Origin of the sequence: Micromonospora sp. M71_S20 (genome assembly GCF_003664255.1) — a bacterium.
Taxonomy (GTDB): Bacteria; Actinomycetota; Actinomycetes; order Mycobacteriales; family Micromonosporaceae; genus Micromonospora.
Map to the genome: position 1 here is coordinate 268,825 of NZ_RCCV01000003.1, position 14,945 is coordinate 283,769.

The following is a 14,945-nucleotide window of genomic DNA, read 5'->3' on the forward strand; positions in this document are numbered from 1 at the left end:
GGCTTCCATGCGTCGCGCCCTGCTCGCGATCACCGGCCTGGCGGCCGGCACCACCGCGATGGTGGTGCTGAAGGGCTCGCCGGGCACCAGCCCGGTCGCCCAGGACCTGCCGGCGGCGCCTCCGCCGGTGGTCCCCGCGCCGGCCGGCCCGACCCCGGGCGGCGGGAAGGTCTCCGCCCCGCCGTCGCCGGCCCGCACCAGCGCGTCCCCCCGGCCCGGTCGCACCGCCACCCGGGCGCCGGCGAGCCGGCCCAGCGCCACCACCCGCGCGCCGTCCGCGCCGCGCACCACCACCAAACCGCCGCCCGCGCCGACCACCCGCACCGTCACCGGGCCGGTGGTGGAGAACGAGTACGGCAACGTGCAGGTGCAGATCACCCTCTCCGGGACGCGGATCGTCGACGTGGTGGCCCTGGAGCTGCCCGAGGAGACCGCCCAGTCCGACCAGCGCAGCGAGCAGGTCGACGGCCGCTACAGCGGCAGTTCCGGGCTGGTGGTGCAGCGGCAGAGCGCCGACGTGGACACCGTCTCCGGGGCGACCGCCACCAGCACCTCGTACAAGAGGTCGTTGCAGGCAGCGATCGACCGGGCGAACTGACGTGCCGGTGTCGGCGGCGGGGCGGCGGCCGGGCGGGGGTCCGCCGGCGACCAGGCCGGGACTGCGCCGCGTGGAGCAGGTCATGGGCACCGCGATCAGCCTCGACCTCGCCGACGACCTGCCCGCCGCCGAGCTGGACGCGCTGGCCGGGGAGGTGTTCGCCTGGCTGCGCGAGGTGGACGCCCGGTTCAGCACGTACCGGGCCGACAGCGAGGTGTGCCGCGTCGACCGGGGCGAGCTGCCGCTCTCCGGGGCCGGCGCCGACCTGCGGGCCGTGCTGGCGTGCTGCGCCGACCTGTGGAAGGCCACCGACGGCTTCTTCGACGCGTACGCCACCGGGCGGCTCGACCCGTCCGGCTACGTCAAGGGCTGGGCGGTGCAGATCGCCTCGGACCGGCTGCTCGCGGCCGGGGCGGCGAACCACTGCCTGAACGCCGGCGGCGACGTGCGGGTACGCGGCCACTCCCCGACCGGGCAACCGTGGCGGATCGGCGTCCGCCACCCGTGGGACGCGATGTCCACCTGCCTCGTGCTCACCGGCACCGACCTGGCCGTGGCCACGTCCGGCGTCTACGAGCGCGGCCACCACGTGCGCGATCCGCGCCGGGGCGTGCCGGCCCGGGGGCTGCGCTCGGTCACCGTGGTCGGGCCGGACCTGGGGCTGGCCGACGCGTACGCCACCGCGGCCGTCGCGATGGGCCCGGCCGGCATCGGCTGGCTGGACGGCCTGCCCGGGCACCAGCACGCGGTCGTCACCGACGACGCCCGCCTCCTGCACTCCACCGCCCTGCCCTTGGCCGGCTGAGTGTCAGCGGAAGGGGCGGGTGGTGGCGGGGCGGGAGCCGAGGGGGCGGGGGCGGCCCGGGCGGGAGCCGACGGGACGGGTGACCGGCCAGCGGCGGCGCGGCCGGTGCCGGGGCGGCGGCTCCGCGCCGTCCGGCTGGCGCGCGGTGTCGTCGGTGGACATGTAACCCCCGCTCCCGGCGCGGGTGCGCCGTCGCCGTGCTCAACGAGCGCCGGCCCTCCGGCGTCGCTGTCGAGCCGCCGTCACATGCCCCGGCGCGGCAGCGGCAGGTGACCGGGGAGCAGGTCGGAGGTGACCGTGACCCCGGTGGCCCGCAGGGCCTCGATCAGCGCGTTCTGCACCAGATAGGAGTCGGGCAGTTGCCAGCGGGCCTGTTCGGGCGCGACCGCCCACCGGACGGTGCCCTCCGGCAGCCGGGTCGGTGGGGCCGGGATCCAGGAGCCGGGACCGTGCCGGACCACGTGGAAGCAGTGGTCCAGCTCGGGGCGGAGCGGGTCGCCGGGGCGGACCAGGAACATCCAGCGGCCGGTCGGGGTCACCAGCACCGGCCCGCGTACGCCGACGCCGGCCGGGTGCGTCCGGACCGCGTCCAGCACGTGCCGGCCGAGGTGCGTGGGGACCTCCAGCACGTCGAACGCCCGCCCGGTGGGCAGCAGCACCCCGTGCGGCCGGGTGCGCCACCAGGTCGCGACCCGGGCCGGGTCGGCGCTCGCCGCGTGCTCCCAGTTCTCCAGGGCCGGGTGGCAGCCGACCGTCGGGCAGCCGGCCCGCCCGCAGACGAAGCGGCTGCGGGCGAGGCAGGCGCCGGGGGTGACGTCCCAGCCGTGCAGGGCGTACCGCACGGCCACCCGGCGCAGCCGCACCCGTTCCAACGGGGACAGTTGAACGACGCGCGGCGCGACATTCCCCCACATGTGCCATCTCCCCTCGCCGGACCCGGCCGGTGCCCAGGTCGCATGTCGAGCACCGTCACTGCCGTAACCCGCGATCGTTGAGCTGACGAACGGCTGATGCAACTTGCACGAAAACTACGAGAACTGGCTGTACGGCTGACGCACACGCTGTGCGACCAGCGAAAACCTGAAGACGTACGGATCGATCGCCGTATCCGGCAGGACCGGCCGGCACGCCCGCTCGAGCAGGCACAGGGGAAGGAACGGGTGGATGGACGAGTTACCCATCGGGCGGCGGGTGGCCTACTGGCGGGGGCGGCGCAAGATGTCGCAGCAGGTCTTCGCGGACCGGCTGGGCAAGTCGAAGAGCTGGGTCGACAAGGTCGAGCGCGGAGTGCGCCGGCTGGACAAGTTCTCCGTCCTCTACGAGATCGCCGACATCCTCCAGGTCGACGTGCAGCTGCTGCTCGGCAAGGACCCGGAGCGGCGTACGGACGCGTTGAACTGCATCGACCAGGTGGAGGTGCAGGAGATCCGGGCGGCCCTGGAGCGGTACGACTCGATGAGCGCGTACTTCGACGCCGCGCCGTGCCCGCCGCCCCTGGCCGACATGCGCAAGGCCGTCAACCACGCCTGGCTCACCTACCAGTACGGCCGCTACGGGATGCTCACCCGGGCGCTGCCGAAGCTGCTGCGCGACGCCCAGGCCGCCGACGCCGGCCACGGCGGTGACCAGGCGGTCGAGGCGGCACACCTGCTCGGGCAGGTCTACCAGATCGCCTCGTCGGTGCTGCGCAAACTGGGCGAGTGCGACCTGGCCTGGCTGGCCGCCGACCGCTCGATGGCGGTTGCCCAGCGTGCCAACGACCCGCTGCTGGCCGGCATCGCCACCACCCGGGTCTGCAACGCGCTGGTGGCGATGGGCCGGCCCCGCCCCGCCCTCGAACTCAACGTCACCATCGCCAACCGGCTGGCCCCGGGCGGCGGCACCGAGGCGACCCCGGCGCTGCTCTCCGTCTACGGGATGCTGCTGCTCCAGGGCGCGATGGCCGCCGCCCGGATCGGCGACTCCGCCACGGTGGACGACCTGATCAACGGCGCGCACGAGGCGGCCACCCTGCTGGGCGGCGACCACAACCACTACTGGACCTCGTTCGGGCCGACCAACGTGGAGCTGCACCGGGCGGCGGCGGCGGTCGAGCTGGGCGACGGCGGCCGGGCGGTGGAGGTGCACCGGCAGCGCATCCAGGAGCCGGCGTTCAACGCGCTGCTGCCCGAGCGCCGGGCCCACCACCTGCTCGACATCGCCCGGGGCTTCGCCCACGTCGGCGACGTGGCCAACGCCGGCGAGATGTTGCTGCGCGGTGACCGCCTCGCCCCGTCGGAGATCCGCTGCCGGCCGATCGCGCACGAGGTGATGTCGGACATCCTGCGTCGCACACGTGGTGCGCCGCCTTCTCCGATTGCGGAGTTGGCTGAGCACATGGGAGTAGGGGTATGAGCGCGGAGGCGGCCTGATGACCGGTCCGCGCCCGAGCAGCAGCGAGCGCCGCGAGGTGCTCTACGTCATCGCCTGCGGTTCACCGCTGGCCCGCCACGTCGGCCGGCTCGTCGAGCTGGCCCAGCAGGACGGCTGGGACGTCTGCGTCGTCACCACGCCGGACGGCGCCAAGTTCGTCGACCGGGCCGCGCTGGCCCGGCAGACCGGCCATCCGGTCCGCACCCACTACAAGAATCCGGGCGACCTCGACGTGCTGCCGCAGGCCGACGCGATGATCGTCTGTCCGGCGACGGTCAACACCGTCAACAAGTGGGCGGCCGGGATCACCGACACACTGGCCCTCGGGCTGCTGGTGGAGGCGCAGGGCCTGGGGGTGCCGGTGGTGGCGGTGCCGTACACGAACGCGGCGATGGCGGCCCACCCGGCCTTCCGGGCCGGCATCGCCCGGCTCGCCGAGTGGGGGGTCACGGTGCTCTTCGGCGATCACGTCTTCCCGTTGCATCCGCCCGGCACCGGTGAGCGGCACGTGCACGCCTTCCCGTGGGCCCTGGGCCTGGCCGCCGTACGGGACCGGCTCTGCCCCGTCGCCTGACGCGCGCCGCAGGGTCCCCGGCCGGCGTACGACGTCAGCCCGGGACCCTCCGGCGCACCGGGACCACGGCGGGACACGCCGTCGTCCCGGTGGGCGACACCCCCGGCCACGGCCCGCGCCGGTAAGCTGGCCCGCCGTGAGCACCAACGCAGTCCCGCCGACCGTCGCCGACGTGGTCGCCGAGCTGGAACGGCGCTATCCGCCGGCCTGGGCCGAGGACTGGGACCGGGTCGGGCTGGTGCTCGGCGAGCCGTGCGCCCCGGTGCGCCGGGTCCTCTGCGTGGTCGACGTGGTGCCGGAGACGGTCGCCGAGGCTCTCGACGCCGGCGTGGACATGATCGTCGCCCACCATCCGCTGCTGCTGCGCGGCGTCTCCTCGGTGGCCCCCACGACCTACAAGGGCCGGATCGTGCACCGGCTCATCAGATCCGACGTGGCCCTGTACGTCGCGCACACCAACGCCGACGTGGCCGCCCCGGGGGTCTCCGACGCCCTCGCCGCCCGATTCGGGCTGACCGGGCTGCGCCCGCTGCACCGGCCCGCACCCGGCTCGTCCGCGCACGGTGACGGCCGGGGGATCGGCCGGATCGGCGAGCTGCCGGAGCCGATGACGCTGGCGGAGCTGACCCGGCACGCCGCCGCCGTGCTGCCCGCCACGGCCTGGGGAGTTCGCGCCGCCGGGGATCCCGGGCGTATGGTTCGTACCCTCGCGGTCAGCGGCGGCGCGGGGGACGGCTTCCTCGCCGACGCGACCGCGGCCGGGGTGGACGCGTTCCTCACCGCCGACCTGCGCCACCACCCGGCCGGCGAGCACCTGGCCGCCGACGGTCCGGCCCTGCTCGACGCCGCCCACTGGGCGACGGAACGACCGTGGCTGGACGACCTGGCCGTCCTCCTGCGGGAGGCGACGGGTGTCGAGACGCTGGTGTCCGACCTGGCCACCGACCCGTGGACCATACACGCCGCCCCACCCGCGGTGGACGACAAGGAGCCCCGACCGTGAAGGCTGACCCCCAGGTCCAGCGCCGCCTGCTCGACCTCCAGGCGATCGACACCGCCCTCGCCCAGCTCGCCCACCGGCGCCGTTCGCTGCCCGAGCGGGCCGAGCTGGACGCGCTGGCCCGGGAGCTGTCCGCGCTGGAGGACGAGCGGGTCCGCGCCCAGGTGGCGGTCGACGACCTGGACCGGGACATCGCCCGCATGGAGAAGGACGTCGACCAGGTGCGGGCCCGTAAGTCCAAGAACGAGGCCCGGCTCGCCGCCGGCACCGGCCCGGCCCGGGAGCTGGAGGCCCTCCAGCACGAGCTGGTCTCGCTCAACCGCCGCCAGGGCGACCTGGAGGACGCCGAGCTGGAGCTGATGGAGCAGCGGGAGACGGCCCAGGGCGTGCTGGACGGCATCGAGAAGCGGCTCGCGGAGGTGCGGGAGAAGCGCGACGCCGCCGAGCGGCGCCGCGACGAGAGCCTGGCCGAGATCGCCAAGGAGGAGGAGTTCAAGCGCGGCGCCCGCCAGCCGCTGGCGGGCGACCTCCCCGCCGACCTGGTGCAGCTGTACGACAAGATCCGCGAGGACACCGGGCTCGGCGCGGCGCTGCTGACCGCCGGCCGGTGCGGCGGCTGCCGCCTGGAGCTCTCCGGCGCCGACGTGTCCCGCATCCGCAAGGCGGCCCCGGACGAGGTCGTCCGCTGCGAGGACTGCCGGCGGATCATGGTCCGCACCAACGAGTCCGGCCTGTAGCCCGTGGCGCCGCGCGTGGTCGTCGTCGAGGCCGACGGCGGATCCCGGGGCAACCCTGGCCCGGCCGGCTACGGGGCGGTGGTCCGCGACGCGGACACCGGTGAGGTGCTGGCCGAGCGGAGCGAGTCGATCGGCGTCGCCACCAACAACGTCGCCGAGTACCGGGGGCTGATCGCCGGGCTGGAGGCCGCCGCCGAGCTGGGCGCCGCCGAGGTCGAGGCCAGGATGGACTCGAAGCTCGTGGTCGAGCAGATGTGCGGCCGCTGGCAGATCAAGCACCCCGGGCTGCGCCCGCTCGCCGCGCAGGCCGCCGGGCTGGTGAACCGCTTCGCCGCCGTACGGTTCCACTGGATTCCCCGGGAACGCAACCGGCACGCCGACGCCCTCGCCAACGCCGCCATGGACGCCGCCGCCGGCAAGGCGCCGGCCCGGGCCGCCGTCGCGCCGCCGCGCGTCGTGGAGCCGCCGCGCGAGGTCGCCGGCCCCGACTCGCCGGCCCGCGCGAGAGCCCGCGAGGTGGCCGCCCGCGCCGCGTCGGCGACCACCACCGGCACCGACCCGGCCACCGCGCCCGCCTCCTGGGAGCCGCGGCCGAGCTTCACCGCCACCCGGCTCATCCTGGTCCGGCACGGCGAGACGGCCTTCACCGAGCAGCGCCGCTACTCCGGCCGCGGCGACGTGCCGCTGTCCGAGCGCGGCCGGGCCCAGGTCCGGGCCACGGCCGCCCGGGTGGCCGGGCTGGCCCCGACGGTCGCGGCCGTGGTCAGCTCCCCCCTGTCCCGGTGTACGGCGACCGCCGAGGCGATCGCCGGGGCGGTCGGCGGCGTGCCGGTGCGCCGCGAGGACGACCTGATCGAGTGCGACTTCGGGGCCTGGGAGGGGCGCACCTTCGCCGAGGTACGCCAGGAGTGGCCGGGCGAGATGGACGCGTGGCTCGCCTCGACCCGGGTGGCCCCGCCGGGCGGCGAGTCGTTCGTCGACGTCGCCGAGCGCTGCCGTCGCGCGGTCGACGGGCTCTGCCGGGCGTACCCGGGGGAGACCGTGGTGGTGGTCTCGCACGTCTCGCCGATCAAGCTGGTGCTGCGCGACGCCCTCGCGGCCAGTGACGGCTTCCTGCACCGGCTGTTCCTGGACGCGGCCGGCATCTCGGTGCTCGACACGTGGCCCGACGGCGGCGTCGCCGTCCGTACGGTCAACGACACCGCGCACCTCGCCGCGATCTGAGCCGGGCGGCCGGCCGTCCGGCCGCCCGGGGTCGCCGTTCGGCGCACGCCGCCCGCCGTTCGGCGCAGCAACTTCCTCCCGTCGAACGTGACCCGGCTCACAGGGTCGTAGCCTCCGGCCGTCATCAGTGCCGATCTACGACACGCGGAGGTTTGTCGCAATGGCCGCACCCGAACCGGAGGCGCCGACAGCGGTGCGCTCCAGGGCGAAGGACCACAGCCCCTGGAACTGGTTGCTCTTCATCCCCATCGTGGTGCCCCTGATCCCGGTCTTCTTCAACGCCGACTCGCCCCGGTTCCTCGGCTTCCCGCGCTTCTACTGGCTCCAGCTCGTCTACATCCTGCTCGGCGTGGCCACCACCACGCTGGTCTACCAGATGACGAAGAAGCGGGCCGGCACGCCCGCGGCCGGGCCGGGCGACACGGCTGCGGGTGATCGCTGATGTGGCGCGACCACCTCACCGAGATCATCGTCTTCTCGGCGCTCTTCCTGCTGGTCAGCGGGATGGGATTCGTGGCGGCCCGGTGGCGGGCCCCGAAGGACATGGCCCACCTCGACGAGTGGGGGCTGGGCGGGCGCAACTTCGGCGGCTGGATCACCTGGTTCCTGGTCGGCGGTGACCTGTACACCGCGTACACCTTCGTGGCGGTGCCGGCGCTGATGTTCGGTGCCGGCGCGGCCGGCTTCTTCGCCGTCCCGTACACCATCGTCATCTACCCGCTGGTGTTCCTGGTGCTGTGCCGGCTCTGGTCGGTCTCGCACCGGCACGGCTTCGTCACCCCCGCGGACTTCGTCCGCAAGCGGTTCGACTCGCCGGTGCTGGCGCTGCTGATCGCGATCACCGGGATCGTGGCGACGATGCCGTACATCGCGCTGCAACTGGTCGGCATCGAGGCGGTGCTGAAGACCATGGGGGTGACCGGCGAGAGCACGCTGGCCCGGCACCTGCCGATCATCGTCGCCTTCGCGATCCTGGCCGCATACACGTACCAGTCGGGGCTGCGCGCGCCCGCGCTGATCGCGTTCGTCAAGGACACGCTGATCTACATCGTGATCCTGGTGGCGGTGCTGTACCTGCCGTACAAGCTGGGCGGCTGGGGCGAGATCTTCGACGCCGCGGACGCGAAGTTCGACGCGTCGCCGAACCCCAACGACGGAGTGCTGCTCAACGCCAACAACCAGCTCCAGTACGTCACGCTGGCATTTGGCTCGGCGCTGGCGCTGTTTCTCTACCCGCACAGCATCACCGGCGTGCTGGCCAGCCGGAACCGCGACGTGATCAAGCGGAACATGTCGGCGTTGCCCGCGTACAGCCTGCTGCTCGGCCTGATCGCGCTGCTCGGCTTCATGGCCATCGCGGCCGGGGTGAAGCCGCTGCCCGGGTCGAAGGAGGGCACCGTGGACAGCAACACGGTGGTGCCGGTCCTGTTCGACCAGCAGTTCCCCGACTGGTTCGCCGGGGTCGCGTACGCGGCCATCGGCATCGGCGCGCTGGTGCCGGCGGCGATCATGTCGATCGCGGCGGCGAACCTGTTCACCCGCAACATCTACAAGGAGTACCTGAAGCGGGATGCCAGCCCCGCGCAGGAGGCGAACGTCTCCAAGATCACCTCGCTGGTGGTGAAGGTCGGCGCGGTCGCCTGCATCGTCTTCCTCGACCCGCAGTTCTCCATCGACCTCCAGCTCATCGGCGGCGTGATCATCCTCCAGACGCTGCCGGCGGTGGCGCTCGGCCTCTACACCCGCTGGTTCCACCGCGGCGCGCTGATCGGCGGCTGGATCGCGGGCATGGGGCTGGGCATGTGGATGCTCTACCAGATCCCGAACGCCGCCACCGGCCGCAAGCACTTCGGCGGCTCGGCGTTCCCGCTGGCCGACTTCGGCTTCGACACCCCGAAGACGATCTACGTCGGGATCGTGGCCGTGCTGGTCAACCTCGCGGTCGCGGCGCTGCTCACGGTGGTGCTGCGGGCGGCGAAGGTGCGCGACGGCGGCGACGGCACCACGTCGGACGACTACTTCGCCGACGAGGGCGACCCGCGCGTCGTGCCCGGCCCGCACCGCGACGCCGACGCGGCCCCGGAACCGGTCGCCTGAGCGTCTCTCGGGATCGCGTCGCCCCCGGCCCGTACCGGCCGGGGGCGACGCGGCGGGAGTGGACGCCCTTCGTACGCTGACGACCATGACGAGACGCGCGCTGGTGGCCGTCCTCGGCGGCTCCGCCGCGCTGCTGCTGCTGGCGGTCGTCGGGTGCGTGGGGGCCGCGGTCCTGACCGTCAGCGACGACCCGGACGAGACGCCCGAGTGCCGGGAGACGGTGCGCGCCGAGGAGGCGAAGGTGCGCACCGACCGGTGGGACCCGCCCCAGGAGCTGCCGGACCTCGGCGACTATCCGGAGATCCACTGGCAACTGCGCGCGTCGGGCGACCCGTGCAGCCGCGCCCCGGGCCCGACGGACTGGGCGTACCAGGGCGTGGTCCGGCTGCGTCCGGAGGACGCGCGGACGCTGGCGCAGCGGTACGGCTTCGTGCCGTACGCGCCCGCCGAGCCGGATCAGGCGCCCCTCACCAGCCCGGCGGACGCGTGGCCCGCTCTCGCGCCGTTCCTGCCGACCGCGCCCCGCTGGCTGCACAGCCGGTCGTACGACGAGGGAAATCCGTCCACGCGGTGGCGGGCCGCATTCCTGGACGTCGAGCACCGGACGCTCTTCTTCACGCTCCACGACCACTAGGCCGTATTCCAGAGGCGGGTAGCCACTCGTTGATCGCTGCGGCGTGCCTTGATACCGCGGCGGCGCAGGTACTCACGGTTGGCCCGCGAGCTGTAGGCCATGCCCGCCAGGACCGGATCCGGACGGGCACGCGGCCTGCCACCGTCGGGCCTGGGCACCCGGATATTCCACCCCGTCGCTACGCCGGCTCGACGGGCAGCCAGAGCTCGCGGGTCGCATGTGCTGCTGGATGTGCGGGTTGATGCCTCGGTGGATCAGTGGAACCCGGGCAGCGTGCCCCACGAGCCGGAACGCGGGATGGTCGACGATGCGGGTTTCCATGCGTTCGCTCCCTTCGGCAGTTGGGCGGAACCTGAAGCTGTGGTGCTGTGCGACAGTGCCTCCGTATCGTGACCGGCGCTGTTGCGGCACGCCCCGACAGAAGCGGAGCGGAATGTGTCGGGTGATCGGGGTCGGTGCCGCCACACGATGGGGGCATGGACGACACGACACTGGTATCCCGGTTCCTTCGCGACGGCTTCGTGAAGTTGGCGGGCGCCGTCGCACCGCGCGTGGCCGCGGACTGTGCGCGGCTGCTGTGGCGGGAGACGGGCTGCGACCCGGACGACCCAGCCACCTGGACGCAGCCCGTGCACTGGGTGCCCGGCATGGCGCAGGGGCCGTTCGCCGCCGCACCCAATTCACCGTTCCTCCATCACGCGTACGACCTGCTCGTCGGCGCGGGACGCTGGGAGCCGCGTTACTCGCTGGGCACGTTCCCGTTGCGTTTCCCGCACAAGGACGAGCCGAACGACGCGGGCTGGCACATCGAGGGCAGCTATCTGCCGGAGGGTGCGAGCTGGTACTTCACGAACGTTCGCTCCCGGGGCCGGGCGCTGCTGATGCTGTTCCTGTTCAGCGAGATCGGTGCGGAGGACGCCCCGACACGGATCCGGGTCGGCTCACACCTCGACGTGCCGAAGGTGCTGGAGAAGTACGGGGAGGACGGGGCGAGCGGGCTGGACCTCGCGCCCGAGCTGGTGGCGGCGTCCGACCACCGGCCACTCGCCCTGGCCACCGGGTCCCCGGGCGACGTCTTCCTGTGCCATCCGTTCCTGGTGCACGCGGCGCAACCGCACCACGGGACGCGGCCGCGCTTCATGGCCCAGCCGCCGCTGGTGCCGGCCGCGCCGTACGAACTGGAACGGGCCGACGGTGCGTACTCGCCCGTGGAGATCGCGATTCGCCGAGGACTCGGGCAGGACACCCCCGATCCTGAGGTACGGGCGAGGCGGGGACAACAGTGAGGGTGCGGGTGAGTGGCCGCAATGCCCGATTCCAGCAGTGGGAGGCACTGCTCCGCAATCGGACCAAGCGGCAGCGTCGCGGCGAGTTCCTCGTGCAGGGCGTGCGCCCGATCACCATGGCCATCGAACACGGCTGGCAGGTTCGAGAGCTGCTCTACGACGCCGACGTCCAGCTCTCCGGCTGGGCACGCGAGGCCCTGGACACCGTCCGGGCCGAGAGGTTCGCCGTCTCCCGTGAACTGATGCACATGCTGGGCGGCAAGGCGGACACGGTTCCGGAGCTGCTGGCCGTGGTCGCGCTGCCGCAGGACGACCTGTGCCGCATCCCGGCCGGGCCGACCATGCTCACCGTCGTGTTCGACCGGCCCACCAGCCCTGGCAACATCGGGACGCTCATCCGGTCCGCAGACGCCTTCGGCGCGTCCGGCGTCATCGTCACCGGCCATGCCGCCGATGTGTACGACCCGAAGGCGGTGCGGGCGAGCACCGGCTCGCTGTTCGCGCTGCCCGTGGTCCGGGCGCCCTCACACCAGGCCGTGCTGTCCTGGGTCGCCGACGTGCGCGCCGACGGCGTCGGCATCGGCATCGTGGGTGCCGATGAGCACGGCGCACTGGAGGCCGCCGAGTACGACTTCACGCAACCCACGCTGACCCTGATCGGCAACGAGACCACCGGTCTCAGCGTCGGCTGGCGTGAGGCTTGCGACCAGCTCGTCCGGGTCCCGATGTCCGGGGCCGCCAGCTCCCTGAACGCGGCGGCCGCCGCGACCGTCGTGCTCTACGAATCGGCACGCCAGCGCAGCGCTGCCGCCCGCCGGTAGCGCGCTGATCACATGGCCTACAGCTCGCGGGCCAACCGTGAGTACCTGCGCCGCCGAGGCTCAGCGCAGCGCGCGCCAGAGCAGGTAGAGCCCGATCGACGTGCCGAAGACCACGATCAGCACCTTGAGCACCACCGGCGGCAGCCGGCGCACCAGCCGCGCGCCGGCGTACCCGCCGACCAGCGTCGCCGGCGCGACGACCGCGACGGCCGCCCAGTTCACCGGCCCGAACAGCGCGAACACCACGAGTGTGGTCAACCCGACCAGGGCGGAGAGCAGGTTCTTGATCGCGCTCACCCGGGCCAGCGTCGCGTCCAGCACCAGGGCCAGGCCCGCGACCAGCATCACCCCGAGCGCCGCGCCGAAGTAACCGCCGTACACCGCGCCGACCGCGACCATGGCCTGCACGGTGACCGTACGGCGGCGCGGCGCCAGGTCGCGCGGATGCCCGACCAGCCGGCGCAGCGGATCCTGGAACGCCAGCACCGCCGTGGCCCCGAGCACCAGGAACGGCACCACCAGCTCGAACGCCCGGGCCGGGGTGGCCAGCAGCAGCAGGGCGCCGGCGATCGTGCCAGCGATCGTGGTGGGCACCAGCGTGGCCAGCGTCCGCCGGGGCGGCAGATCCTGCCGGCTGCCCGCCACACTCGCCACGTACCCGGGAAAGACCGCGACCGAATTGCTCACGTTCGCCGGCACCGGCGGCAAACCCACCGCGATCATCGCCGGGAAGGTGATGAGCGAGCCCCCGCCGGCCACCGCGTTGACCGTGCCCGCGGCGAGCCCGGCGGCGAGCAGCAGCGCGGCGTCGGAGACATCCATGGTCACCAGAGGCTAGTACCCGGCCCCCGGCAGGACGGGGGCCGGTCGTCCCGGGGCGGCAATAGACGCGGCCGTGGCGTCGTTAGGATGGGTGCGCGACGGACGAGTCGACCGGGCGGTCGCGTCGGCGGGCTCCGGCCCGCCGCCGAGGAACGTCCGGACTCCACAGGGCAGGGTGGTTGCTAACGGCAACCCGGGGTGACCCGCGGGACAGTGCCACAGAAAACAGACCGCCGACCCCATCGGGGACGGTAAGGGTGAAACGGTGGGGTAAGAGCCCACCAGCACCCCGGGTGACCGGGGTGGCTCGGTAAACCCCACCCGGAGCAAGGCCAAGCAAGGGTCGTCATCAGACATGATGACGACCCGGCGCAGACGCTTGAGGGCTGCCCGCCCGATGTCTGCGGGTAGGCCGCTCGAGCCTGCCGGCGACGGCAGGCCTAGATGGATGGCCGCCGCCGGCGCGAGCCCCTCGGGGCGCGCGCCGGTCACAGAATCCGGCGTACAGGTCGACTCGTCCGTCGCCCACCAGCTCAGAGCCCCGACCAAGGCCCTGAGCTGGTTCTATGTCCGGGCGTCGATGGTCGTCGTTGGTCAACTTTGGCCGACGTTTGACGGCCTGGCGACGGCCTGACGGCCTGGAGACGGCCTGATCTTGGACGGGCCTTCATCGCTTTGCATCTATCTACGTCGGGGTTGTGGTCGGTTTCTGGCTCGGCGGCGCCGCACTTGCCCCCGGGCTGCCATCCCGTCACCGTCGTCCCACACCTCGTGGAGCGGGCCTGCCCCGGGGTGACAAGGTGGAGCGCCCTGCCGGACGAACGACCTTGGCGCCCCGGGGCAGGTCTGCTCGGCTTGCCTGGGACGGCGGTGACGGGATGGCAGCCACCTCAACCACCGCGGACCGTGAGCCGCTGACGGTCCCCAGCCATCCCGGAGCCTGAGGCCCCCGCCGGAGGCGCTTTGACCTGGCTCGCCGGGAGCCTTGCCCTGTTCGGCCGGCGGCGGCCTCTGTGGCTCTCTCGTTGCTGCGCCGTGCGCCGGGGCGTGACCGGCCGCCAGGCCGCACGCGCGCCCCGGCGCGACACGGCGGCGGGCCGCAGGCCCGCCCTTGACCAAGTAAAGAAAGTCTGAACACACTACGCTCCGGCCAACGGCCAAGTCACTGGCGACCAGCTCATAAGATTGGTTCATGCCGACCTACGGATGGATGGTCCTCGCGATCGCAACCGTCGTTGCGTTGGTCTCAATGGCGTGGCTCCGGCGCTCCCGGCGCGGCAGACCGCGTACCAAGGAACAGCAGCGCCAGGACGCGGTGCGGGCGGCGCGGTCAATACGCAGGAATTCACTCCGACCGAACCGGGACACCTTCGAGCGAGGCCACGGTGTGCCGGATCGGCACTCTCACGCCATCTTCGAGAACGGCGCCTTGGGTGACGGGGCCGGCGGTGGTGGTGGAGGCGGTGGGCACCAGGCCGTGTTTCAGATGTCAGCGTCGGTATGAGCAGCGCGCTTCGCGCCTGCGGCCAGGAGCAGGCCGGCCGCCTGTGAATGATCGCCGCGTAGCGCCCAATCCAGTGGTGAGTAGCCGGTTCCTTGGTCTTCGCGCAGATTCGGGTCTGCACCGTGGACGAGGAGTAGGTGAACGACGGTGTTGTATCCCCAGGCCGCGGCAGCGCATAGGGGCGTTCCCTCCATGTCCCCTCCGCTCTCGGTGTCGGGTACCGCGCCGGCTGCCAGAAGTACCTGCACGAGTTCAGCCGAGCCGTTGACGGATGCCTGATACAGCGGAGTGGTGCGGTCACGGTCGGGAACGTTGGGGTCCGCACCGGCGCGAAGGAGAGCGCTCACGGCTGCGGCGTCTTCGCGTCGCACTGCCTCCATCAGTCGCTTCGTGCGCTTCTTCCTCTGTCGCAGGTTCACGTGCCCAGCGTA

Annotated in this window: 17 protein-coding genes and 1 other RNA gene; 14 read left to right on the forward strand and 4 right to left on the reverse strand. The window is 73.0% G+C overall.

All coding sequences use genetic code 11. The annotated features are described in order from the left end of the window. The first annotated feature begins 7 nt into the window (after positions 1-7). Positions 8-598, forward strand: coding sequence for an FMN-binding protein (locus DER29_RS26410; RefSeq protein WP_121400374.1), 591 nt, complete (start codon positions 8-10; stop codon positions 596-598). Between the two features lie 82 nt (positions 599-680). Then, a complete protein-coding gene (locus DER29_RS26415; RefSeq protein ID WP_121400891.1) occupies positions 681-1,403 on the forward strand; it encodes an FAD:protein FMN transferase in 723 nt (240 codons plus the stop codon). Positions 1,404-1,406: 3 nt separating this feature from the next. Here the strand turns inward: DER29_RS26415 and DER29_RS34285 are convergent, their stop codons facing one another. Together DER29_RS34285 and DER29_RS26420 are read right to left on the reverse strand one after the other, a co-directional pair. Then, positions 1,407-1,565, reverse strand: coding sequence for a hypothetical protein (locus tag DER29_RS34285; protein ID WP_158619084.1), 159 nt, complete (start codon positions 1,563-1,565; stop codon positions 1,407-1,409). 80 nt (positions 1,566-1,645) lie between these two features. Beyond that, positions 1,646-2,317: a bifunctional DNA primase/polymerase gene (locus tag DER29_RS26420; protein ID WP_121400375.1), complete on the reverse strand. Its 672-nt coding sequence runs from the start codon at positions 2,315-2,317 to the stop codon at positions 1,646-1,648. 250 nt (positions 2,318-2,567) lie between these two features. Here DER29_RS26420 and DER29_RS26425 point away from each other — a divergent pair, with 250 nt between their 5' ends. The 11 genes from DER29_RS26425 to DER29_RS26480 all read left to right on the forward strand — a co-directional run bounded on the left by DER29_RS26425 (position 2,568) and on the right by DER29_RS26480 (position 12,188). Continuing rightward, entirely contained in the window at positions 2,568-3,797 is a 1,230-nt protein-coding gene (locus tag DER29_RS26425) for a helix-turn-helix domain-containing protein (protein WP_121400376.1), read from the forward strand. A gap of 16 nt (positions 3,798-3,813) precedes the next feature. Further along, positions 3,814-4,389: a flavoprotein gene (locus DER29_RS26430; RefSeq protein WP_121400377.1), complete on the forward strand. Its 576-nt coding sequence runs from the start codon at positions 3,814-3,816 to the stop codon at positions 4,387-4,389. Positions 4,390-4,561: 172 nt separating this feature from the next. Next, positions 4,562-5,392, forward strand: a complete 831-nt coding sequence (locus tag DER29_RS26435; RefSeq protein WP_199729584.1) for a Nif3-like dinuclear metal center hexameric protein — start codon at positions 4,562-4,564, stop codon at positions 5,390-5,392. Beyond that, complete coding sequence (locus tag DER29_RS26440) at positions 5,389-6,126, forward strand: zinc ribbon domain-containing protein (RefSeq protein ID WP_121400379.1); 738 nt, start codon at positions 5,389-5,391, stop codon at positions 6,124-6,126. Before DER29_RS26435 ends, DER29_RS26440 begins: the two co-directional genes overlap by 4 nt. 3 nt (positions 6,127-6,129) lie before the next feature. Continuing rightward, complete coding sequence (locus DER29_RS26445; protein ID WP_121400380.1) at positions 6,130-7,350, forward strand: bifunctional RNase H/acid phosphatase; 1,221 nt, start codon at positions 6,130-6,132, stop codon at positions 7,348-7,350. Between the two features lie 160 nt (positions 7,351-7,510). Beyond that, entirely contained in the window at positions 7,511-7,792 is a 282-nt protein-coding gene (locus tag DER29_RS26450; RefSeq protein ID WP_121400381.1) for a DUF3311 domain-containing protein, read from the forward strand. Beyond that, complete coding sequence (gene mctP / locus DER29_RS26455; protein WP_121400382.1) at positions 7,792-9,447, forward strand: monocarboxylate uptake permease MctP; 1,656 nt, start codon at positions 7,792-7,794, stop codon at positions 9,445-9,447. The genes DER29_RS26450 and mctP overlap by 1 nt, the downstream gene beginning before the upstream one ends. A gap of 85 nt (positions 9,448-9,532) precedes the next feature. Further along, positions 9,533-10,081: a hypothetical protein gene (locus tag DER29_RS26460; RefSeq protein ID WP_148710109.1), complete on the forward strand. Its 549-nt coding sequence runs from the start codon at positions 9,533-9,535 to the stop codon at positions 10,079-10,081. A gap of 219 nt (positions 10,082-10,300) precedes the next feature. Continuing rightward, positions 10,301-10,474 (forward strand): hypothetical protein, encoded by a 174-nt coding sequence (locus DER29_RS34715; protein WP_199729557.1) that lies wholly within the window; start codon positions 10,301-10,303, stop codon positions 10,472-10,474. Positions 10,475-10,557: 83 nt separating this feature from the next. Then, on the forward strand, positions 10,558-11,367 hold the full coding sequence (locus DER29_RS26475; RefSeq protein WP_121400384.1) for a phytanoyl-CoA dioxygenase family protein: 810 nt from the start codon (positions 10,558-10,560) through the stop codon (positions 11,365-11,367). A 2-nt stretch (positions 11,368-11,369) separates the two neighbouring features. Beyond that, entirely contained in the window at positions 11,370-12,188 is an 819-nt protein-coding gene (locus DER29_RS26480; protein WP_233600169.1) for a TrmH family RNA methyltransferase, read from the forward strand. A 60-nt stretch (positions 12,189-12,248) separates the two neighbouring features. Here DER29_RS26480 and DER29_RS26485 read toward each other — a convergent pair whose 3' ends face one another. Beyond that, positions 12,249-13,010, reverse strand: coding sequence for a sulfite exporter TauE/SafE family protein (locus DER29_RS26485; protein ID WP_121400386.1), 762 nt, complete (start codon positions 13,008-13,010; stop codon positions 12,249-12,251). A 103-nt stretch (positions 13,011-13,113) separates the two neighbouring features. On the opposite strand from DER29_RS26485, the gene rnpB reads away from it, so the two are divergent. Continuing rightward, positions 13,114-13,531, forward strand: an RNA gene (gene rnpB / locus DER29_RS26490) — RNase P RNA component class A. Positions 13,532-14,492: 961 nt separating this feature from the next. Here rnpB and DER29_RS26495 read toward each other — a convergent pair. Next, entirely contained in the window at positions 14,493-14,933 is a 441-nt protein-coding gene (locus tag DER29_RS26495) for an ankyrin repeat domain-containing protein (protein ID WP_121400387.1), read from the reverse strand. Between the last annotated feature and the right edge of the window lie 12 nt (positions 14,934-14,945).